This is a genomic window from Crystallibacter degradans (assembly GCF_012952295.1).
GTDB classification, from domain to species: Bacteria; Actinomycetota; Actinomycetes; order Actinomycetales; family Micrococcaceae; genus Crystallibacter; species Crystallibacter degradans.
In genome coordinates this window covers 162,936-184,974 of sequence record NZ_JABBCH010000004.1, presented here as the reverse complement: position 1 = coordinate 184,974, position 22,039 = coordinate 162,936, and the positions used below count along the sequence as shown (strand labels likewise).

Genomic DNA, 22,039 nt, shown 5'->3' with positions numbered 1-22,039 from the left:
GTTCTCGTCCTTTTTGCGGAGCCCATACTTCACGTTAAGGCAACGTCATCCTTTATTCACCCCCTCCCCCTCGGAATTTTCCCGAAAGGCCCCAGATTGTTGTCTTCTGCCTTGTAATGGCGCGGATCCGCGCCCATTACGCCTGCGGCTGATTCCGGTTCGTGTCGCGATATTTCAGGCCGTTCCAGAGGGCGCGGTTGTCGCGGCTACAACCACGCCTGCATCGACCGCTGCCCCTGCCTCCCGCAGGACCCTCGTCAACTCGGCCAGGGTCGCTCCGGTTGTGAGCACGTCGTCGACCAGAATGCAGTGACGGTTCTGCAGGGACGCGGTGTACCGCTGCTTGATCCGCATGGACGAGGAGACGTTGCTGCGCCGGCCGGATTTGCCCAGCGACTTCTGCGAAGCTGCCGGCACGATGCCTTTCGCCAATCCGGCCATACCGGACCGGACGCACGCCGCGCGCAGCACGGAGAATTCAGGCGGCAGGAGTTTCTGCCGTTCCAGCCGGCGCAGCAGCAGGTCCAACGGGTCGTAGCCGCGCCGTCTGCGCGAACTGGAGCGGGAGGGCACCGGAACCAGAAAAACTCCTGGACGGCCGCCGTCAATGTGCGCCGCGGCGTGGACAGCGGCTGCGAGCGCAGGGGCCAGCACATGCAAAAGGTCCGTCCGGCCTTGGTTTTTGTAGGCCAGGATCGCTTGGGACAGCTCGTGCCGGTAGCGGCCTGCAGCCATGACCGGCAGAACCTCGGACAGGTCCGTCCCGACGAAGGGCAACGATTCGGCTCCGTCCTCGGCACGGTAGGGCCGCACGGTCGCCCTGCGCAACCTGCTTCGGCAGGGCGGACACAGCGTGTAATCCTCGGCCCCGCAACTGACGCAGTCGGTTGGCAGCACAAGGTGGCCGAACTCCGCGGCCCACCGCAGCACCCGCTGCACTGCGGAGTGGAAGTACACAGCATCAAACAGGGCGGTGGGGAACCACATGCTTCCAGCCTCCCGCACCCTTGACAGCCCGGCAACGCCCGGGCGCCGCTTGTGGACAACGAGCCACTCCCTGCCGAAGGGACAGCCCTAGTGGACTGCCTGGCGGCTTATCCCGGGAACGACGGGTCGATCACCAGCGGCGGTGGCTGCGGCGCCCAGCTGTTGCCGACCCGGATATACAGCGCTTCCTCCGTCTGGGCATAAACGTCCTGGTCTCCGTTGCCGGCACTGATGTCCAGCATTCCGGTCAGCGGCGCCATCTGCTGCGAGCCGCCGTCGAGCCTTAATATTTCGGTTTCCACCGGCTCGTCCGCCGATGACTGCATGACGATCACCGTTGATTCGTTGGCCCACACTCCTGAATCCGCGGGGACCGAGGCATCCAGCTCGATCGGCGTGCTGATGCTGCGCGGCTGTCCATTCTGGTCCCGGACCACGCCGGCAACGTAGACCTTGGACTCGTCCCCTTCACGGGCGATGACCAGGGCACGTGCTCCTTCCCGCGAGATCCGCAGTTCCTCGATGGTCCGCTCGGAGAACCATTGGGCGGTGACGTCGACCCGCGTCCGCTCCTCATCAGGGGCGATGGCATACACCGCTCCGCTTTGGTCGCCGGCGGCAGTCCAGGTCCAGCCGAACGGATCTACGCTGGGGGCGGTCAACTGTGTTCCGGCCACCGCCTGATGCGCAGTCCTGTCCGCACCAATAACGTACATCCGGTTGTGCTCCGCGTTCAGGAACCCGAAGTGTTCCTGGTCCAAGGACATGGCCGGATCACGGGGGTTGAGTTCGGCGACGGCGGGCAGGTTCTGCGGCTCGACGGGACGGGAACCTTCGTAGAACGTCAGCTCGTTGTCCAGCACGCCGATCTGCAAGCTGCCGACGGCGGGATTGGTCACGGCGGCTTGGAAGGCAGGATCCGGGGACGGCCCAAGATCGACTTCGCGCTGGTCCACGGTCATGTGCACGGTGCTGACCGTGTTCAGTCCGCCCAGCGTCAGCTCCAGCTGCTGCTGCATCTGCTGCCGGCGCAGGAAGGTGGTGCCGGTCAGGACCTCGGCGGACAGGTCCACTGTGGCCGCTCCGCTTTCCACCGGCACCGAGCGCCTGACCAGCGTGGATCCCTCGGGGAAAGCGCTGATCACCGCGCCGCTGAGGTACGGGGCCGGCCCTTCCAGCAGCGAGGAGACAATCGCCGCCGATACCCCCTGGCGGCTGGCGTACCAGCGCACATCGGGTACCGCGTAGGTATAGGTAGCGTCATAGAAGTAGAGGTTGTAAGCGGAGAACAGCGTCTGGAAGTCGACGTTGGAGACCATCGTCCCGTCCGGGATCTTGGAGATCCGCCATTGCCCGTCCACCTCGGTCAGCACCACCGGCACCGACTCCGTGGCGCCCTCCGCCGCGGGCTCACGGATCCCGTGTTCGTCGATGACCGAGGCCACTTCGAGCTGCACGACAAATTCGGTGTCTGTGGGAGAGCCGACGACGTTCGCCGCATTCCGGTAGACAACTGTGCGCTCCACCGGTTGCCATTCGCCTGCCAGCGACGGTGCCAGGAATTCGCGCGCCGTGCGGTAGTCGTCCTGGGCGGCGGTTCCCGCGAGCAGGAAGCCCTCAACGATGGCCTTCGGATTCGCGCCCTTGACGGGTCCCGGCGGAGTGAACGTGTACTCGGCTGCCTGGGTCTGGGGCTCTTCGCCCTGACTGGTTCCCACCGGCCCCGACATCGGAATGGAGGAACAGGCGCTGAGCATGACCAAAGCGGCAAGAAGTACGACGACGGCGCGCAGCAGTGCACCCGGCCCGCCTTTGCGCTTACCCAACGTCCGTTGCATGGTGTTCCCCCTCCATCGTGACCTGCACATCCTGCCGTTCCGGTGCGGAGATTTCCGCGGGCCCACCATGGGCCTCTGCGGGCGGCAGCGGCAGCGGCGACCGCGTCAGCACTGTGTCCCGCCGCCGCGGCAATGTCAGCCGAAAGCAGGATCCTTTCCCGGGTTGGCCCCAGGCCTGCAGCCAGCCGCCATGCAGCCTGGCATCCTCGGTCGCGATGGACAGCCCGAGCCCGCTGCCGCCGGTGGTCCGTGCCCTGGCCGGATCGGCCCGCCAGAACCTGTCGAAAACCCGGGAGGCTTCCAGCGGGGTCATCCCGATGCCGTGGTCGCGCACCTCAACGGCAACGGCATCCTCGGAGGAAGCCACAATCACTTCCACCGGCTGCCCCTCGCCGTGCTCCAGGGCGTTGACAATCAAGTTGCGCAGGATCCGGTCAATGCGGCGCGGATCCATCTCGACGACGCAGCTGGTTTCGGCAGAGACCAGCTCAAGGTCCGAACCGGAGTTCTCCGCCAATGGCTGGGCACCTTCCATGGCGTGGCGGACGACGTCGAAAATTTCGGTTGGCTCTGCTTCCAGCACCGCCACGCCGGCATCGAAACGGGAGATCTCCAGCAGGTCCGCCAGGAGCGCCTGGAACCGCTCCACCTGGTGGTAGAGCAGTTCGGCAGAGCGGGAATTGATCGCGTCGAAGTCGGAGCGGGCGTCATAGAGGACCTCGGCTGCCATCCGCACCGTGGTCAGCGGGGTGCGCAGTTCGTGGGAGACATCGGAAACGAACCGCTGCTGCATCTCCGACAGCGTGGCGAGCTGGGTGATCTGTTCCTGCAGGCTGGCCGCCATCCGGTTAAATGACTCGCCAAGCCGCGCCAGTTCGTCCTCGCCACGGACCTCCACCCGTTCCTGCAGTTGACCCGCCGCCAGCTTCTCGGCCGCGACGGCGGTCTGGCTCACGGGATGCACCACAGCGCGCGTCAGCAGCCAGACGATCCCACCGGTGAGGATCAGCAGCAGGCCTCCGCCGATCCAGAGGATGCCGTGGATGAAGTCCAGAGTCTGCTGGACTGCGGACAGGTCGTAGATCAGATAGAGCGCGTAGGTGTTGCCCGGCGGCAACGACACCTGTGTGCCGAACGCGATTGCCGGAACATCGTGGTCTCCCCGGGGCAGTGCCATGGGCTGGCGGTACTGGCCGGTCCCGCTGGCGACTGCCTGGCTGAGCCCTTCGGGAATGATGCTCGCGGTAATGCTGGTGTTTGACCGGCTGGCAACGTAGAGGTTCTGCGCGTCCTTCATGGGGGTCAGCAGGTAGTAGCGTGGCGTGCCGCCGCCGGTGCCCTCGAGCAGCTTCAGGGTGTCCGCCACCATGCTGGTGACAGTGGCCCGGTCGCTGGCTGCGGAGCTTTCGAAAATACCCTTCACCCGGTTCAGTTCCTGCCGGGACTCCGCTTCCGCCTGTTGCAGCCGGTCCTGGTAAAGGCCCGAGGCAATCTGGCTGGAGAGGAAGGCGCCCACGCCAAGAAACGCAAAGGCGGTCAGCAGGACTGTTGCCGTCACCGTACGGAACTGCAGCGAGCGCCGCCACCTGGCCGCTATCTTGTCGCGGCCAGCCAGAACGGCGCGCCAATACGGGGCGGCTGCCGCCTTCAGCCCCGATAACCACCGCGTGAGCGCGGGATTCAACTAACCTTGGCCAGCCTTGTATCCCACGCCGCGGACGGTCAGGACCACCTCGGGCGCTTCCGGATCCCGCTCGATCTTGGAACGCAACCGCTGGACATGGACGTTGACCAACCGGGTGTCTGCGGCATGGCGGTAGCCCCAGACCTGTTCCAGGAGAAGTTCGCGGGTAAATACCTGCCAGGGTTTACGCGCCAGCGCAACCAACAGGTCGAATTCCAGCGGCGTCAGCGAAATCTTCTCGTCGCCGCGGTGCACCACATGGCCTGCCACATCAATAACGACGTCGGCAATCCGCAAGGTTTCCGGCGCACGTTGGTCTCCGGGCCGCAGGCGGGCACGCACGCGGGCGACGAGTTCGGCAGGCTTGAAGGGTTTGGGCACATAATCGTCGGCACCGGATTCCAGTCCGCGGACGACGTCCGAGGTGTCGGATTTTGCCGTCAGCATGACAATAGGCACGTCGGACTCGCCGCGGATCAGCCGGCAGACTTCAATGCCGTCCATACCGGGCAGCATGAGGTCCAGGAGCACAAGGTCCGGCTTGGAGCTGCGGAAAACCTCCACCGCCTGGCTTCCGTCCGCGCAGAACACCGGATCGAATCCGTCATTGCGCAGGACAATGCCGATCATTTCGGACAAAGCCTCATCATCGTCTACGACAAGTATGCGTGCCTTCATATCTCCATATTCCCCTATTGGCCCTTGCAATGTCGCGTCGGGCACAGTGCGGTGCAGCGCTACATTCCGTCCCGGCGGCCCTTCGGCCGAGTGCTGAGTGAAGTTGGGAGACGGAAACTATAGGCTGTTGTGAGGCTAGCACTTCGTTCGGCCGGTAAGCCTGCCGGCCGACACGCCACGACGGCGGCACCTCGGCTCTCGCCGTGCGTTCCGGGTGCTCAACAAGCGACAAGGGGAACTCCATGGCTCAGGGATCAGACGGCGCCGCGCAGCAGCCGGAGCAGCCGGCCCCGGGGCCGTCCCAGCAGCCGGGCCCTTGGGGACAGAGCCAGCCCGGCCGGCCCCAGTGGGGCCAACAGCCCCAGTGGGGTCAGCAGAGTCCTTACGGCCAGGGCGCTCCGCCGCCTTACGGGCAGCCCGCCGGCTGGCAGACTCCGCCGAATCCGTACGGCGGCTACAACGGTTATGTGGCTCCGCCGAAACCAGGGGTCATTCCGCTGCGCCCCCTCGGTGTGGGCGAGATCCTGGACGGTGCCTTCCAGGCGGCCCGCAAGAACGCGGCTGCTGTCTTCGGCACGGCCGTCCTGTTCCAGATCGGCATCAGTATCCTGGCCTGGCTCGCCGGCAGCCTGATCATTTCCCTGCTGGGCGGGCTCCAGGTCATGACCAATGAAGAGCTGTCAGACGAATCGGCAATCGCGCTGGTGCTGTCCCTGGCGACCTCCTCGTTGGTCCTGGGGCTGCTCTCCAGCGTAGGGATCCTGCTGCTGCAAGGCCTGCTGGCCATTCCGACCGCCCGCGCTACAGTCAACCAGAAAACGAGCTTCGGCCTGATGTGGTCACTGGCGCGAGGCCGGATCTGGGCTCTCATCGGCATGGGCCTGTTGTACCTGGTCCTGACCGTAGTGGCGCTGGTTGCCGTCATTGCAGGCTCGTTTTTCCTCGCCGACCAGCTCGGAGTGACCTCGGTATGGATCATCGTCGGGATCATTCTGGCGCTGACCTTCCTGAGTATCTGGATCGGCGTCAAGCTGATGCTGGCTCCCGCCGTCGTCGTTATGGAGCGCAAGGGCATCTTCGGCGCTTTCGTCCGGTCCTGGCAGCTGACTAACCGCAGCTGGTGGCGGACCTTCGGCATCGTGCTGCTGTGCACCATCATTGTCGGCGTCATCACCTCGATCATCAGCATGCCGATCTCCTTCCTGATCGGCTTGGCCGGCCCGGCCATGGGAGACCCGTCCGACCCGGAAGCCATGCTGACCGCGATGGGCCCCCTGACGCTGGTGTCCATGCTGGTTTCCTCCCTATTCTCCGCGATCGGCTACGCCTTCCAGGCAGCGGTCATCGCCTTGGTCTACACGGACCTGCGCATCCGTCGCGAGGGGTTCGACGTTGTCCTGCTGCGTGAACATGAGCAGGCCGCGGGACGCGAAACCCGGACCATCCCCGGCCTCGGCTCCGGCCCCGGAAACGCCACAAGCTTTGATGCCTCCGGACCCTTCGGCCCCTCGGGGCCCGCCGGCCCGTCCGGCCACCCTGGAACGTCCGGGTATCCCGGCAGTCCCGGAGCGCCGTGATCGCCGGCTATTTATCGGTTCCGCCGGTTTTCGCACTGCTTCCGGCTCCGGCCGCCGTCCCTCCGGTGACTCCGGGAGAGGACGAAGCGCGCGAACTGCTTATCCATGAGCTGGCCAAGGAGCCGTACCAGGAGGCCAGGCCGGGCCTGCTTGAGAGGATACTGACCGCCGTCTCCGATTGGTTTACCGATCTCATCGAGTCTCTGGAGGGTGTGAACCCGAACCTGGGGACGGCGCTGATCGTCCTGGCGGCAGTCCTGGTCATCGGCGCCGCCATCTGGCTGGTCCGGCCGCGGCTGAATGCCCGCAAACGCGGCGCCGCCGAGGTTTTCGACGGCGCTGTCCAGCTCTCTGCTGCCGAACACCGCCAGCGGGCAGCAGCTGCCGCGGCCAGCCAGGAGTGGAACATGGCCGTCGCCGAGGAATTCCGTGCGCTGGTCCGGGCGATGGAGGAACGTGTCATCCTGCGGCCCCAGCCCGGCCAGACGGCAGACGAAGCCGCTGCCAGCATCGCGCCTGCTTTTCCCGGGCACGCTACGGAAGTACGCCGCAGCGCAGCGCTGTTCGACGGCGTCCGCTACGGAAACGTCCCGGCAGCGGAGCAGGACTACAACGCGGTGCTCGATCTGTTCACTGCCCTTGCAGGTACCAGTCCCGTGTTCGGCCCTCGCGCAGCGTCGGATCTGGCGGTGCCGCGATGAGCCAGGCAACGGCCGCGCGCGCATCGGCAGACAATGGGGAAGCCAGCGGCGAAGAGCAAACAGCGTGGTCGGTGGCGAGGCAACGGCTGCGCCGGTGGAGTTTCTGGCTGCTGCTGGGCGTGCTGCTCATCGCCGCTGTCCTCGTCCAGCTGCTGCGCTCACCTCCCGCCGACCGCGAGGACCTCTCCCCCGCCAACCCTGCCCCGAATGGCGCCATGGCGGTGGCCGAAGTACTGCGGCAGCAAGGCGTTGAGGTGATCGCCACGGATTCCCTGGACGAGACGCTGGGGGCTTTGGCGGACGGCAGCACCCTGCTTTTCCACGACGCCAACAGCTATCTGGAACCGGAGCAGCTGGCCCGGCTGTCCGACCACGGAGGCCGCACGGTCCTGGTCCGGCCCGGATTCCAGCAACTGCAGGAACTGGCGCCGGAGGTCACTGCGGCCGGACGGGTTCCGGAGGAGGGCGGCCCGTTGACCGCGGAATGCATGACCAACGACGACGGCGCGGGCAGTCCGGCGCCGGACGAACAGGATTCCGATACGCAGCCTGCCGGGAGCATCACTCGCGGCGGCCTGGGCTACCGCGGACCCGTCATGTGCTTCACGTTCGACACCGGGGCCGAGCCGGCGGCTTCCTATGTCACTTCGGCGGACGGCGGAACGGTGGTGCTAGGCGCCGGCCATATCCTGAGCAATGAGGAAATTGTCAACCGGGGAAATGCCGCCCTGGCACTGAACACCCTGGGCAGTGCCGACCGGCTCGTCTGGTACCGGCCTTCGCTGTCGGACCTCGCCGTACCGGAAGAGCCGCAAAGCCCGCTGGCGCTGTTGCCGGCTTGGGTCACCCCCGTCACGCTGTGGCTGCTGGCCGTGGGTGTGCTGACCATGCTGTGGCAGGGACGGCGCCTGGGGAAGCTGATCCAGGAGCCGCTGCCCGTCGTCGTACCCGCCGCGGAAACCGCCGCCGGCAGAGCCCGGCTGTACCAGGACTCCAAGTCCATCCGGCGCGCAGCCGCGAACCTGCGTGCGGCAACCCTGACCCGGCTGGCTGCGAAGCTGCGCCTGGGCGCCGGAAGTAGTGCGGCCGCCGTCGTCGATGCCGTGGCGCGGCGCAGCAACCGGCCAGCCGTCGAGCTGGACCGGTTGCTGCGGACCTATCTCCCCGAAAGCGAATCCCAGCTGGTGGACTGGGCACAGAACCTGCACTCCCTAGAGAAAGAGATCCTGGACCAATGAGCGACTATCCGCAGCAGGCAGCCGATTCCATGGCGGGCACCGCGGCGCGGCGATCCACCTCGGCAGATGGACCTACGGCGCCACACTCTCCGACTGGTCCGGGCACCTCCGACGACCGCCTCCGCCAGGCGCTGCTGGATGTGCGCAGCGAGGTAGCCAAGGCGGTGGTCGGCCAGGACGCCACGGTTACCGGACTGCTTATAGCCCTGCTTTCCCACGGCCACGTCCTGCTGGAGGGCGTTCCGGGTGTGGCGAAGACACTGTTGATCCGCACCTTGTCCGCCGCGCTGAGCCTGGATACCAAGCGCATCCAGTTCACCCCGGATTTGATGCCCGGCGACGTGACCGGCTCGCTGATCTACGACGCGCACACGGCCGAATTCACCTTCCGCCACGGTCCGGTCTTCACCAACATCCTGCTGGCCGACGAGATCAACCGGACGCCGCCGAAGACCCAGGCTTCCCTCCTGGAGGCGATGGAAGAGCGCCAGGTGTCGGTGGACGGCGTGGCCCGGAAGCTGCCCGAACCGTTCATTGTCGCCGCCACACAGAACCCCATCGAGTACGAAGGCACGTACCCGCTGCCCGAGGCACAGCTGGACCGGTTCCTGCTGAAAATGACCATGAACCTGCCGGACCGTGACGCCGAGATCGAAATCATCCGCCGCCACAGCATGGGATTCGACCCCCGCGATCTGCAGGCCGCAGGCGTACGGCCCGTTGCCTCCGTCGAGGACCTGGCCCAGGCCCGTGCCGCCGTCGCACGCGTCAGCATCTCCGCGGAAGTGCTCGGCTACATCGTCGATATCACCCGCGCCACCCGTTCCGCCCCGAGCTTTCAGCTGGGAGTTTCGCCGCGTGGTGCTACCGCCTTGCTCAATACGGCTAAAGCCTGGGCCTGGCTCTCCGGCCGCAGCTACGTCACACCGGACGATGTGAAGGCCCTGACATTGCCGGCCCTGCGGCACCGCGTCGGGCTGCGCCCCGAAGCGCAGATGGACGGGGTGCAGGTCGATGATGTGCTGCACAGCATCCTGGCCACCGTTCCGGTTCCCCGCTGACGTGATGGGGCTCCAATGGCGCTGACCGGACGGTTCATTCTGCTGGCACTGGCCGGCATTTTCCCGCTGATCCTGTTCCCCACGGGACAGACGGCCCTGTGGTGGTGCCTGTTTCTGGCCGTGCTGCTGGCAGCCGATCTGGGTTTGGCCGGCTCGCCGCGGAAGATCGGTCTGGAACGCCGGATACCCTCGAGCGTCCGCCTGACAGAAGAATGCACCGCGGAACTGCTGCTGACCAACCATGGGACCCGCCAGCTGAAAGCGGTCCTCCGGGACGGCTGGCAGCCTTCCGCCGGTGCCGTAAACCCGGTGCAGCGGATTACCATTCCGGCGGGCGAGCGGAGGTTGCTTGCGGTCCGGCTCCGTCCCGAACGGCGCGGCGATCTGCTGGCGCACCATGTAGCCGTCCGGTCGCTGGGGCCGCTGGGAGTGGCCGCCCGGCAGCTCTCCGTGCCGGCCCCCGCCCGGCTGCGGGTGCTCCCGCCCTTCCACGCCAAACGGCACCTGCCCTCGAAACTGCGCAAGCTGCGTGAGCTCGACGGCAAGGCCGCGGTCCAGATCCGGGGTGCCGGGACCGAGTTCGATTCCCTGCGCGACTACGTCCGAGGCGACGACGTCCGTTCGATCGACTGGCGCGCCACCGCCAGGCGGCAGGCCGTCGTCGTACGCACTTGGCGTCCGGAACGCGACCGCCGCGTGGTGATCGTGCTGGACACCTCCCGCACCGCGGCGGCCAGGATCGACAACGAACCCAGGCTGGATACCGGCATCGAAGCGTCACTGCTGCTGGCGGCACTGGCCGAGCGGGGCGGGGACCGCGTGGATTTCCTCGCGTTCGACCGCAGGGCCCGCGCGACGGTCAGGTCGGCGTCCAAGGGAAACCTGCTCAACCAGTTGGTCAACGCGATGGCCACCGTGGAGCCGGAGCTCATCGAAGCGGACTGGTCCCAGATACCCGCGCAGGTCCACAACATTTCCTCCCACCGATCGCTGGTGGTGCTGCTGACGTCCCTGGATTCGGGCTCTGCGGAGGAGTCTCTGCTGCCGATGCTGGCCCAGCTGACCGCCAAGCACGTGGTGGTGGTTGCCTCTGTCCGGGATCCGCTGCTGGATGCGCTGCGGGCTGAGCGCGGCACCGCCACCGATGTCTTCCGGGCAGCCGCCGCGGAACGGGCGCTCCTGGACCGGGCCGCCATCACCCAGCAGATCAAGCAGCTCGGGGCCGAAGTGGTGGACGCCGATCCGCACCAGTTGCCGCCGCAGCTGGCCGATACGTACATCCGGCTCAAAGCCGCCGGCCGGCTTTAGGGGATCCGGATGGCATCGGTCTACCAGCTGGCCATGGGCAAGGACTTCGTACTGCTGCAACCCGAACTGCAGGAGTATTTCAGCCTGGCGGCGGGATCCGGCCCGACCGCTGCCGGCGGTCCCGCCATTGGTCTCGGCACCGGGATTTTCGACGTCGCCGGCGGTCCGCGCCCTGTGCTCCGTCCGCTCCTGCGGCTCGCCGGCCGGGACCATGCGCTCTTCCCGGAATACCAGCGGGACGTGCCTTTCAGCATTGAAAACCGCGCCCATCTGGACGCAGCCGGCAGGCCAGCCCTGACCGCCGTCCGGACCATCGATTTCGACGGCGGCACTCGCACCATGCAGGACACGACGGTGTGGCAGGACGCGGCCGGGCTGACGGACGTGCTGGGCCGCAGCGGCACAGTGCGGACCGACCTGGCGTGCTCGGTAGGAGCAGACGGACGGATGCGGCTGGTCTCCCGCCGGACCAGTTTTGGCGCCGGCAGGATCCGGCTGGGCCTGCCGGGGCTACTGGAAGCCGCCGCCTTCACCGAGCAATGGTGGGACCGCCCCGAAGGCCGCTTCCGGATCCGCACCAAGGTACTGCAACGCCAAATGGGCACCGTGCTTGAATACCAAGGATCGTTCTCCTACCGGCTGGTGCCCTCCCAGGGCTGACCGCCCGGTCCGCGAGGCTTGTTAGGCCGAATGCCGGGCAGTCGGCCGGCCGAAGCTATCCTTCGGCGACAATCTGGTTCAGTGCCTCCGCGCTTTGGCTCAACCGCGTCAGGATCCGGCGGGCCGCCTCAGGCGACTGGCCGGCCAGTCCGGCTGAAGGCGTGAGCCGGAGCTGGGGCAGCCTCGACAGGGGAAGCCCGAGCTGCCGCCAGGGACGCAGGACGGAATCCACGATGGCGGTGACGCGCGGAGGCTCTTGGACGGGACGGCCGGACTGCACCGCCCCCAGCCAAATGCCCTTGTCCGCTTCGGCCGCTGCTGCCAGCGCCTCCCACTGGACGGTGGTCAAACCCTCAAGCGCAACGGCGACGCCGTCCATGCCGCCGTCCAGGACCAGATCGAACGGAGCATCCGCCCCGGGCAGCGCTACGACTACTTGCCGGGCACCGGCCGCGTGCAGCGACTCCACCAGCTGGCGCCACTGCGTACTCACCTCATGTTCGGGAACAGCCCGCAGGGTGCGGTAGCCGCTGGCAGTCGGAATGGCTCCGGCCAGGACCTGCGCGATCTCCGGCTCTTCCACCTGGACGATGATGTCCGCCCCGGGCACCGCCCTGCGGACCCGCTGCAGATGTTCGACGACGCCGGCCGCCAGGGACTCGGCAATGTCACGGCGCGCACCGCTGTCCAGCAAGGCCCGTTCGCCGTTGTGCAGATAGAGATTGGCTGCCATGGAGAGCGGTCCGCGGCACTGCAGTTTCAACTGTGAACCCGGATCCTCTTCCGCGCCGGCAACGTCTGCAAGCACGTTGACATCGGTACTCAGCGCAGACGCCGCCCGGCGGTGGTCCAGCCCCGGACGGTCAACCAGACGCCAGCCGTGGGGCTGGAGGTCTACGGCCAGTTCCAGCAGCATGGCTGCGGTACGGCCCACCGGGTCGGAGCCGACACCCCTGTCCGGCAGTTCCACCAGATGCGGCAGGTTCGGCTCCCCCAGTTCGCCGCGGATGGTCCGTGCCGCCTCCGTCGGGTCAGTGCCCGGCCAACTGCCCAGCCCGGTTGCGCTGACGGACAGTGCAGTTTGCTCCGGTGCAGCCGGAGGTGCTTCTCGTGGGCTGGTCATACTCCGGCTGACTCGTCCTGTTCGGCATCGCGGTTGGTGTCACCGTTGTGTTCGTTGGAAATGGCCTGGTGATGCCTGATGACCTCGGAAATGATGAAGTTCAGAAATTTCTCCGCAAAGGCCGGGTCCAGATGTGCTTCCTCTGCCAGGCGCCGCAGCCTGGTGATCTGGGCTGCCTCCCGGTCCGGATCCGCCGCCGGCAGCTTGTAGCGCGCTTTGAGATATCCCACCCGCTGCGTGGCCTTGAACCGCTCAGCAAGGAGGTACACGAGCGTCGCATCGATGTTGTCGATACTCCCCCGCACTGACAAGAGCTCCGCCATGATCTCAGGGGCAACCTCTCCGGACAAGGAGCTGGCCGACGGATCGAAATCTTCAGCAAGGCGTGGTTCAGTCATGCGTCCAGTCTAGGGTTTCGCCGTCGGGCTTTGCGTCCTCTGGACTCTGTATGAAGCCGCCGGGCGGAACAGGCCGGCAAGCCCCAGGGCGATGATCAGCAGCAGCGGCAGGATCCAGCCTGACCAGCCCAGCACGCCGGCGTGGAAGGTGGAGAATCCGGTGCCGGCCATCACGAAGACGAACATCAGCCCGGCAGACGCGTTGAGGGCGCCGTGGGCCAGCGCCGCCGGCCAGACCGAATCCGAGCGCAGCCGCAGCCAGGCGAAAACACCGCCGAACACAATGCACATGCCGCACATGGCCAGGACGCCCAACCAGCCGGGTCCGTCCGGGTAGTTATAGCCAAGCAGGATCAGCGGGGCATGCCACAACCCCCATACGACGCCGGAAACCACGATCGCAGCGGGCGCACCGAGCGGCATCAGCCGCGGCAGCAACCAGCCGCGCCAGCCGAGCTCTTCGCCGAGGGCCGGAACCGTGTTGATGATGGTCCCAATGAAGATATTGATGAACTGCGCGGCCACCAGGACGCCGATGGGGATGGCCGGCAGCGGTGCCCCGACAGCCTCGGTCTGCTCGCGGAGGGCAGCTTCGAATCCGGAGAAGTTCTGGAAGTCAGCCGGGTAAACGCCCAGCCAAGCCCCTACGATCAGTGCCCCCATGACAAGGACAACCGGGACCACCAGCCCCAGGCCCAGGTAGAGCAGGAAGCGTCCCACCGGGCGCACCTGGACGAGTCCGAGTTCCCGCGGAATCGACGCGGGCCGATCCAGGAAACGGCTGACGATCAGGGCGGCTACCGCTGGCGTGAACATCATCAGTACCGCATAAACCCCGAAAAGCGGGTCCCGCAGACCGCCGCCAAGCCACAGCGGCAACGCCGCCAGCCACGCGAGTGCGTACGCGAGCACAATGAAGACGATAACGGGACGCCATTTAACCGCTGCCATAAGGCCAGCGTAATAGCTCAGGAAACCTGGGCCGGATCCCAGCTGAGTGAACGGGCCGAATCGATGGTAGCCTGCCCGAGCACCCGGGTGCCCTGGTAGAGCACCATGGTCTGGCCGGGCGCCACGCCGCGCATCGGCTCCACCAGTGTGACCACCAGTTCGGGCCGGCCGTCGTCGGCGGGCTGCACCTGTGCGCGGGCCGCAACCGGATCGCCATGGGCGCGGACCTGGACCATGCAGTCGAAATCGGTCCGGGACTCGACCTCGGCGATGGGCACGCCGGCCCAGGAGACCTTGATGCCGCGCATCTGGTCCACTGCCAGCAGCGCCTCGGGGCCAACGACAACCTTGTTTTCCTTGGGCCGGATCTCCAGCACAAAGCGTGGCTTGCCGTCCGCTGCCGGGCGGCCCAGCTTCAGGCCGCGGCGCTGGCCTACCGTGAAGGCGTTGGCGCCGTCGTGCTCCCCGACCACTTCGCCGGTCTGGTCCACGATCTGCCCGGTTTCCATCTCGATCTTCTCGGCCAGCCAGCCGCGGGTATCGCCGTCGGAAATAAAGCAGATGTCGTGGCTGTCCGGCTTGTTGGCCACGGAGAGCCCGCGCCGCTCGGCCTCTGCCCGGACCTCGGCCTTGGACGGGGTCTCGGCCAGCGGGAACATGGAATGCTTGAGCTGCTCGTGGGTGAGTACGCCGAGCACGTAGGACTGGTCCTTGGCCCAGTCGGCGGCACGGTGCAGCTCCCGGTTGCCGTCCGCGTCCTCGATCACCTTGGCGTAGTGGCCCGTGCACACGGCGTCGAACCCCAGCGCGAGCGCCTTCTCCAGCAGCGCGGCAAACTTGATCCGCTCGTTGCAGCGCATGCAGGGGTTCGGGGTGCGTCCGGCGGCATACTCGGCGATGAAGTCATCCACCACGTCTTCCTTGAACCGCTCAGAGAAGTCCCAGACGTAGTACGGAATGCCCAGGATGTCGCAGGCCCGCCAGGCATCGCGCGAGTCCTCGATGGTGCAGCAGCCGCGGCTGCCGGTGCGCAGCGTGCCGGGCATGCGGGACAGCGCCAGGTGGACGCCGACCACATCGTGTCCGGCTTCCACCGCGCGCGCTGCTGCCACGGCGGAGTCGACTCCGCCGCTCATCGCTGCCAATACCTTCATGAAAAATCCTTATGTGTTGTGTTCAATTGCAGTTGCCTTAATCCCCGGCGGGCTCGAAGGCGCTCCGGCGGCGCTGCTATTGCCAGCGCTCGGTGCCGGCCGTGACGATGCTGGACATGTGCCCGGCCATGCCGGCTTTCCTGGCCCGTGCGTAGGCGTCCGGCAGCACCTTCAACAATGCATCAACGTCATCGGCGGTCGATGTATGCCCGAGGCTGAACCGCTGGGCGCCGCGCGCCTCGTCTTCGCCCAGCCCCATGGCCAGCAGCACGTGCGAGGGCCGGGGCACGCCGGCGGTGCAGGCGGAGCCGGTCGAGGACTCAACCCCGGCCAGGTCGAGCAGGAACAGCAGGGAGTCGCCTTCGCAGCCGGGGAAGGTGAAATGCGCATTGCCCGGCAGCCGTTTGCCCGCCAGCTGAGGATCCGGCGTGCCGCGCAGCACCGCCTCGGGAACCGCACTTACGACGCCGGCAATCAGCTTGTCGCGCAGCCTCGCCAAACGTTCGCTTTCCTCGGCGAGATTTCCGACGGCGGCCTCCGCCGCCGCGGCAAAGGCAGCGATGGCGGGGGTGTCCAAGGTGCCGGAGCGGATGTCCCGTTCCTGCCCGCCGCCGTGCTGGACAGGCGTCAGCTTGACGCTGCGCCCAACCAGCAGTGCGCCAACACCCACCGGTCCGCCGATCTTGTGTCCACTGATGGCCATCGTGTCCAGCCCGGACTCTTTGAAGGACACCGGCAGGGAACCAAACGCCTGGACGGCGTCGGAATGGACCGGGACCCCGTAGGCGCGCGCCGCCGCGACAATCCCGGCGATGGGCTGGACCGAGCCGACCTCGTTGTTGGCCCACATGACCGCAACCAGCGCCACGGAGGAGGCATCGGCGTCGAGCTCAGCCTGCAGGGCCGGAAGCGAAACGACACCGAATTCGTCGACAGGCAGCCATACGATTTCCGCGCCCTCATGCGCGGCCAGCCATTCAACGGTGTCCAGCACTGCGGGGTGCTCCACCGGAGAGCAGATGATCTTCCGGCGGCTGGGATCAGCGTCGTGCCGGGCCCAGTAGAGCCCCTTGACGGCGAGGTTGTCCGCTTCGGTGCCGCCGGAGGTGAAGATGATCTCGCTCGGGTGCGCACCGGCGGCCGCGGCCAGGGATTCGCGCGCATCTTCGACCACCCTGCGGGCACGGCGGCCGGAGCCGTGCAGCGAGGAAGGATTGCCGCTGCGGCTGAGTTCAGTGGTGAGTGCGGCCAGGGCCTGCGCCGAAATGGGCGTGGTCGCCGCGTGGTCTAGATACACGGGCACACCAGAATTCTACCGGTCGCACGAAGAGTTCACGAAAATCACCTCCATTGACTTCCATCAACACCCTTTCTAAAGTCATAAATACCCGTTTTAGAGCAATTGCAATCCGGAGCCAGCACCGCACACCACGCAGTCAAGGAGCGCCATCATGGGGACCACATCAATCGTTATTGCGGGTGCGGGCCTGGCCGGCGCCACCGCCGCCGAGACCCTGCGCGGTGAAGGCTTCACCGGCGATATCACCCTGGTCGGCGCCGAACCCCACGAACCGTACATCCGTCCGCCGCTATCCAAGGCCTATCTGGCCGGGAGCGAGGACGCGTCCGCTGCCCTGGTCAAGGACCCCGGCTGGTATGCGGAGAACAAGGTCGATCTGCGGCAGCAGACATCAGTGGAGTCTCTCGATCCGGCCGGCCACTCCGTGACCCTGGCCGACGGCACGAAACTCGGTTACGGGCAGTTGCTGCTGGCTACCGGCGCTTCATCCCGGCGGCTGGATATCCCCGGCGCCGCGCTGGAAGGCATCCACTACCTGCGCTCACTCGAAGAGAGCAGCGCGCTGCACTCCGCGCTGGCCGGAGGCGGCAAGAAACTCGTGGTCATCGGACTCGGCTGGATCGGGATGGAGGTCGGCGCCACGGCCCGGCAACTGGGCAATGACGTAACGCTCGTCGGCCCCGAGGACGTGCCGCTGGGCCATGCCCTGGGCACTCTCATCGGCAACCAGTTCGCGGACCGGCACCGGCGGGAAGGCGTTATTATCCGTACCGGGATGACGCCGCTGGAGTTCACCGGCGGGGAAGGCACGGTCGAGGAAGTGGTCCTCGAGGGCGGCGAGCGCCTGCCCGCGGACTTGGTGCTCGTTGCCATCGGCGCCGTCCCGAACACAGCCCTGGCCAAGGCGGCCGGGCTGGCCGTGTCCAACGGTATCGATACGGACCAGAGCCTGCGCACTTCCGCAGCGGACGTGTTCGCCGCCGGTGATGTCGCCAACGCCTATCATCCGGCTCTTGGCCGCCCCTTGCGCAGCGAACACTGGGCCAACGCGATCGCCCAGGGCAAGACGGCGGCGCGGGTAATGCTGGGCCAGGATGCGGTCAACGATGACATTCCCTACTTCTACACGGACCAGTTCGATATCGGCATGGAGTATTCCGGCTACTTCCCGTGGGCCACGGCCGAGCCGGTCATCCGCGGTGACCTGGACGCCATGGAGTTCATTGCGTTCTGGTTGCGGGAAGGGCGCGTGGTGGCTGGTATGAATGTAAATGTTTGGGATGTGCAGGACGACATCCAGGACCTGATCCGCTCCGGCCGCCCCGTTGAAGCGGTGGACGTATCCAACACTGCCAAGGAGTTGAAGAGCCTGTGACGGAAACTGCGCTACCCGGCATCTACCTGCCGACCCTCGACCATCCGGTCCACACCTTCGGTGACCGGAAGATCGATTTCGACAACCAGGTAGCGCTGATGGCCATCATCAACCGCACGCCCGATTCCTTTTTCGACGGCGGCCGGACGTTTGCGCTGGAAGCGGCAGTGGACGCGTGCCTGCAGGCAGTTAACGACGGCGCCGACTGGGTTGACATCGGCGGTGTTCCGTTTTCACCGGGGCCGGCTTTGAGCGCCGCCGAAGAGGCAGAACGGATCGTGCCGGTCATCGAGGCCGTCCGCGCGCGGTCCAACGTCATCATTTCGGCCGACACTTTCCTGCCCGAGGTCGCAGAAGCCAGCATCAAGGCTGGCGCCAACGTCATCAATGACACCACCGGGCTGCAGAACAAAGACCTCGCCGCCGTCGTGGCCGCAAGCGGCGCCCACCTGGTCATCACGCATTCGCTGGCGGCGCCGCGGACCGTCTATCCGCGTCCCCAATACAACGACGTCGTCGTCGAAATTACGGACTTCCTGCGGCGCAAAGTGGATCTGGCCGTGGAGCTGGGCATCGCGCCCGAGAAGATCGTTATCGACCCTGGCCATGACCTGAACAAGAACACCCTGCACTCGCTGGAAATCACCCGCCGTTTCCAGGAAATAGCCGCTCTCGGTTTCCCTGCGCTGGCCGCCGTTTCGAACAAGGACTTCATCGGCGAGACGCTGGACCAGCCCAAGAAGGACCGCCTGTCCGGGTCCCTTGCTGCCGCCGTCATGTGCATTATGAACGGGGCCAGAATCGTGAGGATGCACAATGCCGCCGAAGCCAACTCGGCCGTGCGCTTTACCGAAGCGGCGCTCGGCTGGCGCGAACCGGCATATCTGAAACACAACATGGGCGAGTTCAACGAACCGGCGCAGCCGTGACCGAAGGGAAGAATCTATGACGGACGGCTCAGTCGCCCGGACTGCCGCACCGCTTGCCGCGATTAACCGGATCTTCCCGGAGGCCGCCGCTGACGCCACCGACGAGCAATTGCTGCAGTGGTACGGCGAACTGCCGCACAACGGGCCCTGGGTGCGCTTCAATTTTGTCTCCAGCCTAGACGGCGCCGCCACCTACGAGGGCAGGTCCGGTCCGCTGGGCAACGAGGTGGACCAGCACGTTTTCTCGCTCCTGCGCAGGCTTGCCGACGTCATCGTCATCGGAGCCGGCACCATCCGTGCCGAGGGATACGGCGGAGAACTGCTCTCGGCCGAAAGCCGGCGGTGGCGGATAGAACACGGCATGCCGGCCCGCCCTGCGTTCGCCGTCGTTTCCGGTTCGCTGAATCTGGACCCGGAGAGCGAACTGTTTGTCCAAGCACCGGTCCGTCCGCTGCTGCTCACCACGGCCAGAGCTGATGCCGGCCGCCGGCGGGCGCTGGAGGAGGTTGCGGATGTCGTCGACGCCGGGGACCAGCGGGTGGAACCGGCCAGGATCGTCAAGATCCTGACCTCCAGGGGACTGACCCAGATCCACAGCGAGGGCGGGCCCACTCTTCTGGGCTCCTTTGAAGCCGCCGGGCTGGTCGACGAACTGTGCCTGACCATGAGCCCCGTCCTGGCCGGGGGGACCGGCAAACGGGTGGCGGAACATGTGGCAGAACACGCACCGCAGGCCATGAGGCTTGCCCATATCCTCGAGTCGGACTCGATGCTGCTGCTGCGCTACCTCTCCGTTGCTCCGGCTTCCCAGCCGTGAGGCGCTGCCGGAGAAGCCAACGGCACCCGGAACCCGGTCCGCCTCCGGTTCGTTGAAATCCTGACAGAGCAACAGGAGCCAGCACCGCTAGACTTGCGTTCGGACAGCGGCGATTTCGACGGACTACAGGAAGGCGGCAGGTGACTCCCCCATCCCACTATGAGACTTTGGGGCTGCCTGCCAATGCCACCGCACAGCAGATCAAAGCGGCATACCGCCGGGCCGCACGTGCCACCCATCCGGACCACGGCGGCGACCCCTCCGCGTTCCGACAGGTGACGCTCGCCTATGAAGTGCTCAGCAATCCCCAGGCCCGAGCCCGGTACGACAGGTCCTATGGGACGGCGCCGGTTCCCAATGCACCCGCGGACAGCGCCGAGGCTTTTGCCGCCGGCTCCAATTTCACCACTGCCCCTCATCGCCGTCCCGGCGAACGGCGCGCGGCCGCTGCAGATGCGGCCGTCTACGTTCCGCCTTATGACTCGGCCGAGGCGTCAAGCTTGGTGCCGCTGTCGCTGGCGGGCCAGCAGATCCACGGGGCGCCCCGGAAACGCGGCGTCTTCGGCGCGGCATCACGGCTGCAGCGGGAAGCCCGGACGGTCCGGCTGCTGTCCCAGCAGATCCTGCCCGAGATGCCCTCTGCCCGCCTGGTCAACGGCCTCCACTCCCCCGCCGACCGCGGTTTCATCGACCATGCCCTGCTTGCCGGCTACCGGCTGGCCCTGATTGATTCCATGCTGCTGCCCAAAGGGATCTTCCGGTGGGATGGCTACACCCTGCGCAAGGACGGCCGCGTTGTCGAACCGCCCCAGCTGGCGCCCGCCGTCCGGCGCATGCAGGATCTCTTTCCGGAACTGAATGTGCAGGGCTGGACAGTCATCCATTCGCCAGACGGGAACCTGCACGAGCCTGTGGTCGACTATGCGCGGGGCTATGATCCCCACTCGCATGCTCCGGTCCATGTGGTGAACGCAGCACGGCTGATCCGCGAGCTGAAGAAGTTCCTGGGCAGCGGACCCGCTCCCAATACCGTGCATGTCCCCTCGCTGGGACGCCTGCTCTCCGGCATGCACAAATAACCCTTCGCGCCGCGGCGTGCATAGGATGGAGAGCGTGTTCCGCATTCTCTTCTACACCCCTGAAATCCCGGGCAACACGGGAAACGCCATCCGCCTGGCCGCGATAACCGGCGCCGAACTGCACCTGGTGGAACCGCTCGGCTTCTCCTTCGACGACGCCAAGCTTCGCCGCGCCGGACTGGATTACCACGATCTGGCGGTGGTCCACGTACACAAGTCACTGCAGGCTGCCTGGGACGATCTGCAGCCCCAGCGCGTCTACGCTTTCACATCCGACGGCGAACAGGCCTACACGGACATCGCGTACGTTCCCGGCGACGTGCTGCTTTTCGGCCCCGAATCGGTGGGGCTGCCCGAAGACGTCAAGCACGATCCCCACGTCACTGCCCGCCTGCGCCTGCCCATGCGGCCGTCGCTGCGCTCTTTGAACCTCGCCAACTCGGCGTCCATCGCTATCTATGAGGCCTGGCGGCAGCATGGTTTCGCCGGCGCACAGCTCTAAGACGTCATCCCCATTCACCCCGCCGCCCTTCTACAGGCCGCGGCACTATGCTAAGGACTTATGGAAACGCCACTGCCCCGAGACGACAAGGCCTCTTCATCTACTCCGGATTACGAGCCTGACTACGAACCCGAGCAGAACGCCCCGGATACCGGCGCTTCCGAGGACCCGTCGGTGCTGCACGCAGACCAGCTGACGGCGGAAGACGATATTCCGGCGCGCAGGCCGATGCCGGCCGCGACCAAGTGGATCCTCGTAGCCGTCGCCGTCGTTGTTTTGATTATCGGGGCTATCGCCGCCGTACAGACTCTGGGCCGCTCGGCCGAGCAGGATGTCCTCGACGCGTCGGATGTAGTCACCGCCACAGTGGAAGGCGACGACGGCGCCAGTGCCGACGTCGCAGTGTCCACCGACAGGAACGCCGCCGTCCTGACGTTCCGGAGCCTGTCTGCTGCCGGCGACGGCCAGATTTACCAGCTCTGGAAAATCCCCGCGAACGGTTCGGCACCGCAGTCTGTGGGGGCGCTCAGCAGCGAAAACGTCTCCGGCGAGGAACCCGTCATCATCGAAAATGTGATCGGTTTCAGTGAGATTGCCTTGACCCTCGAGGCCCGCGGCGGCGCGCAGTCGCCAACGCCGCCGTTCACCCTGTCCGCCCCGCTGGACCAGTAGCTCCACG

Annotated in this window: 21 protein-coding genes; 12 read left to right on the top strand and 9 right to left on the bottom strand. The window is 66.4% G+C overall.

Going from position 1 to position 22,039, the window contains the following annotated elements; all coding sequences use genetic code 11:
- Positions 1–174 precede the first annotated feature (174 nt).
- The 4 genes from HGO92_RS09395 to mtrA all read right to left on the bottom strand — a co-directional run bounded on the left by HGO92_RS09395 (position 175) and on the right by mtrA (position 5,187).
- Positions 175–987: a ComF family protein gene (locus HGO92_RS09395; RefSeq protein WP_169994061.1), complete on the bottom strand. Its 813-nt coding sequence runs from the start codon at positions 985–987 to the stop codon at positions 175–177.
- A 107-nt stretch (positions 988–1,094) separates the two neighbouring features.
- Positions 1,095–2,825 (bottom strand): LpqB family beta-propeller domain-containing protein, encoded by a 1,731-nt coding sequence (locus tag HGO92_RS09390; RefSeq protein ID WP_169994058.1) that lies wholly within the window; start codon positions 2,823–2,825, stop codon positions 1,095–1,097.
- Positions 2,806–4,383: an MtrAB system histidine kinase MtrB gene (mtrB, locus tag HGO92_RS09385; RefSeq protein WP_440915770.1), complete on the bottom strand. Its 1,578-nt coding sequence runs from the start codon at positions 4,381–4,383 to the stop codon at positions 2,806–2,808. Before mtrB ends, HGO92_RS09390 begins: the two co-directional genes overlap by 20 nt.
- A 126-nt stretch (positions 4,384–4,509) precedes the next feature.
- Complete coding sequence (gene mtrA, locus HGO92_RS09380) at positions 4,510–5,187, bottom strand: MtrAB system response regulator MtrA (protein ID WP_169994053.1); 678 nt, start codon at positions 5,185–5,187, stop codon at positions 4,510–4,512.
- Between the two features lie 242 nt (positions 5,188–5,429).
- Between mtrA and HGO92_RS09375 the strand changes: the two genes are divergently transcribed.
- The 6 genes from HGO92_RS09375 to HGO92_RS09350 are packed head-to-tail and all read left to right on the top strand — an operon-like array spanning position 5,430 to position 11,732.
- Complete coding sequence (locus HGO92_RS09375; protein WP_169994050.1) at positions 5,430–6,764, top strand: DUF7847 domain-containing protein; 1,335 nt, start codon at positions 5,430–5,432, stop codon at positions 6,762–6,764.
- Entirely contained in the window at positions 6,761–7,465 is a 705-nt protein-coding gene (locus HGO92_RS24515; protein ID WP_169994047.1) for a DUF4129 domain-containing protein, read from the top strand. Before HGO92_RS09375 ends, HGO92_RS24515 begins: the two co-directional genes overlap by 4 nt.
- Positions 7,462–8,703: a DUF4350 domain-containing protein gene (locus HGO92_RS09365; protein ID WP_169994043.1), complete on the top strand. Its 1,242-nt coding sequence runs from the start codon at positions 7,462–7,464 to the stop codon at positions 8,701–8,703. The genes HGO92_RS24515 and HGO92_RS09365 overlap by 4 nt, the downstream gene beginning before the upstream one ends.
- Entirely contained in the window at positions 8,700–9,764 is a 1,065-nt protein-coding gene (locus HGO92_RS09360) for an AAA family ATPase (protein ID WP_169994040.1), read from the top strand. Before HGO92_RS09365 ends, HGO92_RS09360 begins: the two co-directional genes overlap by 4 nt.
- Positions 9,765–9,779: 15 nt before the next feature.
- Positions 9,780–11,072: a DUF58 domain-containing protein gene (locus HGO92_RS09355; protein ID WP_169994037.1), complete on the top strand. Its 1,293-nt coding sequence runs from the start codon at positions 9,780–9,782 to the stop codon at positions 11,070–11,072.
- Between the two features lie 9 nt (positions 11,073–11,081).
- Positions 11,082–11,732, top strand: coding sequence for a DUF4166 domain-containing protein (locus HGO92_RS09350; RefSeq protein ID WP_169994034.1), 651 nt, complete (start codon positions 11,082–11,084; stop codon positions 11,730–11,732).
- Between the two features lie 55 nt (positions 11,733–11,787).
- On the opposite strand, the gene HGO92_RS09345 is transcribed toward HGO92_RS09350, so the two are convergent.
- The 5 genes from HGO92_RS09345 to HGO92_RS09325 form a co-directional block, all read right to left on the bottom strand.
- Positions 11,788–12,855 (bottom strand): uroporphyrinogen decarboxylase/cobalamine-independent methonine synthase family protein, encoded by a 1,068-nt coding sequence (locus tag HGO92_RS09345; RefSeq protein WP_169994031.1) that lies wholly within the window; start codon positions 12,853–12,855, stop codon positions 11,788–11,790.
- Complete coding sequence (locus tag HGO92_RS09340; RefSeq protein WP_169994028.1) at positions 12,852–13,253, bottom strand: chorismate mutase; 402 nt, start codon at positions 13,251–13,253, stop codon at positions 12,852–12,854. Before HGO92_RS09340 ends, HGO92_RS09345 begins: the two co-directional genes overlap by 4 nt.
- A 9-nt stretch (positions 13,254–13,262) precedes the next feature.
- The gene (locus HGO92_RS09335) at positions 13,263–14,204 is read right to left on the bottom strand and encodes a CPBP family intramembrane glutamic endopeptidase (RefSeq protein ID WP_169994025.1); all 942 of its coding nucleotides are present in this window, start codon (positions 14,202–14,204) and stop codon (positions 13,263–13,265) included.
- A gap of 17 nt (positions 14,205–14,221) precedes the next feature.
- The gene (gene mnmA / locus HGO92_RS09330) at positions 14,222–15,358 is read right to left on the bottom strand and encodes a tRNA 2-thiouridine(34) synthase MnmA (RefSeq protein WP_169994022.1); all 1,137 of its coding nucleotides are present in this window, start codon (positions 15,356–15,358) and stop codon (positions 14,222–14,224) included.
- Between the two features lie 76 nt (positions 15,359–15,434).
- A complete protein-coding gene (locus HGO92_RS09325) occupies positions 15,435–16,661 on the bottom strand; it encodes an aminotransferase class V-fold PLP-dependent enzyme (protein WP_169994020.1) in 1,227 nt (408 codons plus the stop codon).
- A gap of 148 nt (positions 16,662–16,809) precedes the next feature.
- Here HGO92_RS09325 and HGO92_RS09320 point away from each other — a divergent pair, with 148 nt between their 5' ends.
- The 6 genes from HGO92_RS09320 (at position 16,810) to HGO92_RS09295 (ending at position 22,032) form a co-directional block, all read left to right on the top strand.
- Entirely contained in the window at positions 16,810–18,033 is a 1,224-nt protein-coding gene (locus HGO92_RS09320) for an NAD(P)/FAD-dependent oxidoreductase (protein WP_169994017.1), read from the top strand.
- Positions 18,030–18,962 (top strand): dihydropteroate synthase, encoded by a 933-nt coding sequence (folP, locus tag HGO92_RS09315; RefSeq protein ID WP_346768901.1) that lies wholly within the window; start codon positions 18,030–18,032, stop codon positions 18,960–18,962. Before HGO92_RS09320 ends, folP begins: the two co-directional genes overlap by 4 nt.
- A 16-nt stretch (positions 18,963–18,978) precedes the next feature.
- The gene (locus HGO92_RS09310) at positions 18,979–19,779 is read left to right on the top strand and encodes a pyrimidine reductase family protein (RefSeq protein ID WP_169994014.1); all 801 of its coding nucleotides are present in this window, start codon (positions 18,979–18,981) and stop codon (positions 19,777–19,779) included.
- 140 nt (positions 19,780–19,919) lie between these two features.
- Entirely contained in the window at positions 19,920–20,858 is a 939-nt protein-coding gene (locus tag HGO92_RS09305; RefSeq protein ID WP_169994011.1) for a DnaJ domain-containing protein, read from the top strand.
- 34 nt (positions 20,859–20,892) lie between these two features.
- On the top strand, positions 20,893–21,360 hold the full coding sequence (locus tag HGO92_RS09300; protein ID WP_169994009.1) for a TrmH family RNA methyltransferase: 468 nt from the start codon (positions 20,893–20,895) through the stop codon (positions 21,358–21,360).
- A 60-nt stretch (positions 21,361–21,420) separates the two neighbouring features.
- Positions 21,421–22,032, top strand: coding sequence for an anti-sigma factor (locus tag HGO92_RS09295; protein WP_169994006.1), 612 nt, complete (start codon positions 21,421–21,423; stop codon positions 22,030–22,032).
- Positions 22,033–22,039 lie beyond the last annotated feature (7 nt).

Bases quoted from the DNA above. Each gene is read 5' to 3' on its own strand.
- HGO92_RS09395 (WP_169994061.1), bottom strand. From the start codon at position 987: ATGTGGTTCCCCACCGCCCTGTTTGATGCTGTGTACTTCCACTCCGCA.
- HGO92_RS09390 (WP_169994058.1), bottom strand. From the start codon at position 2,825: ATGCAACGGACGTTGGGTAAGCGCAAAGGCGGGCCGGGTGCACTGCTG.
- mtrA (WP_169994053.1), bottom strand. From the start codon at position 5,187: ATGAAGGCACGCATACTTGTCGTAGACGATGATGAGGCTTTGTCCGAA.
- HGO92_RS09375 (WP_169994050.1), top strand. From the start codon at position 5,430: ATGGCTCAGGGATCAGACGGCGCCGCGCAGCAGCCGGAGCAGCCGGCC.
- HGO92_RS09365 (WP_169994043.1), top strand. From the start codon at position 7,462: ATGAGCCAGGCAACGGCCGCGCGCGCATCGGCAGACAATGGGGAAGCC.
- HGO92_RS09360 (WP_169994040.1), top strand. From the start codon at position 8,700: ATGAGCGACTATCCGCAGCAGGCAGCCGATTCCATGGCGGGCACCGCG.
- HGO92_RS09355 (WP_169994037.1), top strand. From the start codon at position 9,780: ATGGCGCTGACCGGACGGTTCATTCTGCTGGCACTGGCCGGCATTTTC.
- HGO92_RS09350 (WP_169994034.1), top strand. From the start codon at position 11,082: ATGGCATCGGTCTACCAGCTGGCCATGGGCAAGGACTTCGTACTGCTG.
- HGO92_RS09345 (WP_169994031.1), bottom strand. From the start codon at position 12,855: ATGACCAGCCCACGAGAAGCACCTCCGGCTGCACCGGAGCAAACTGCA.
- HGO92_RS09340 (WP_169994028.1), bottom strand. From the start codon at position 13,253: ATGACTGAACCACGCCTTGCTGAAGATTTCGATCCGTCGGCCAGCTCC.
- HGO92_RS09335 (WP_169994025.1), bottom strand. From the start codon at position 14,204: ATGGCAGCGGTTAAATGGCGTCCCGTTATCGTCTTCATTGTGCTCGCG.
- mnmA (WP_169994022.1), bottom strand. From the start codon at position 15,358: ATGAAGGTATTGGCAGCGATGAGCGGCGGAGTCGACTCCGCCGTGGCA.
- HGO92_RS09320 (WP_169994017.1), top strand. From the start codon at position 16,810: ATGGGGACCACATCAATCGTTATTGCGGGTGCGGGCCTGGCCGGCGCC.
- HGO92_RS09310 (WP_169994014.1), top strand. From the start codon at position 18,979: ATGACGGACGGCTCAGTCGCCCGGACTGCCGCACCGCTTGCCGCGATT.
- HGO92_RS09295 (WP_169994006.1), top strand. From the start codon at position 21,421: ATGGAAACGCCACTGCCCCGAGACGACAAGGCCTCTTCATCTACTCCG.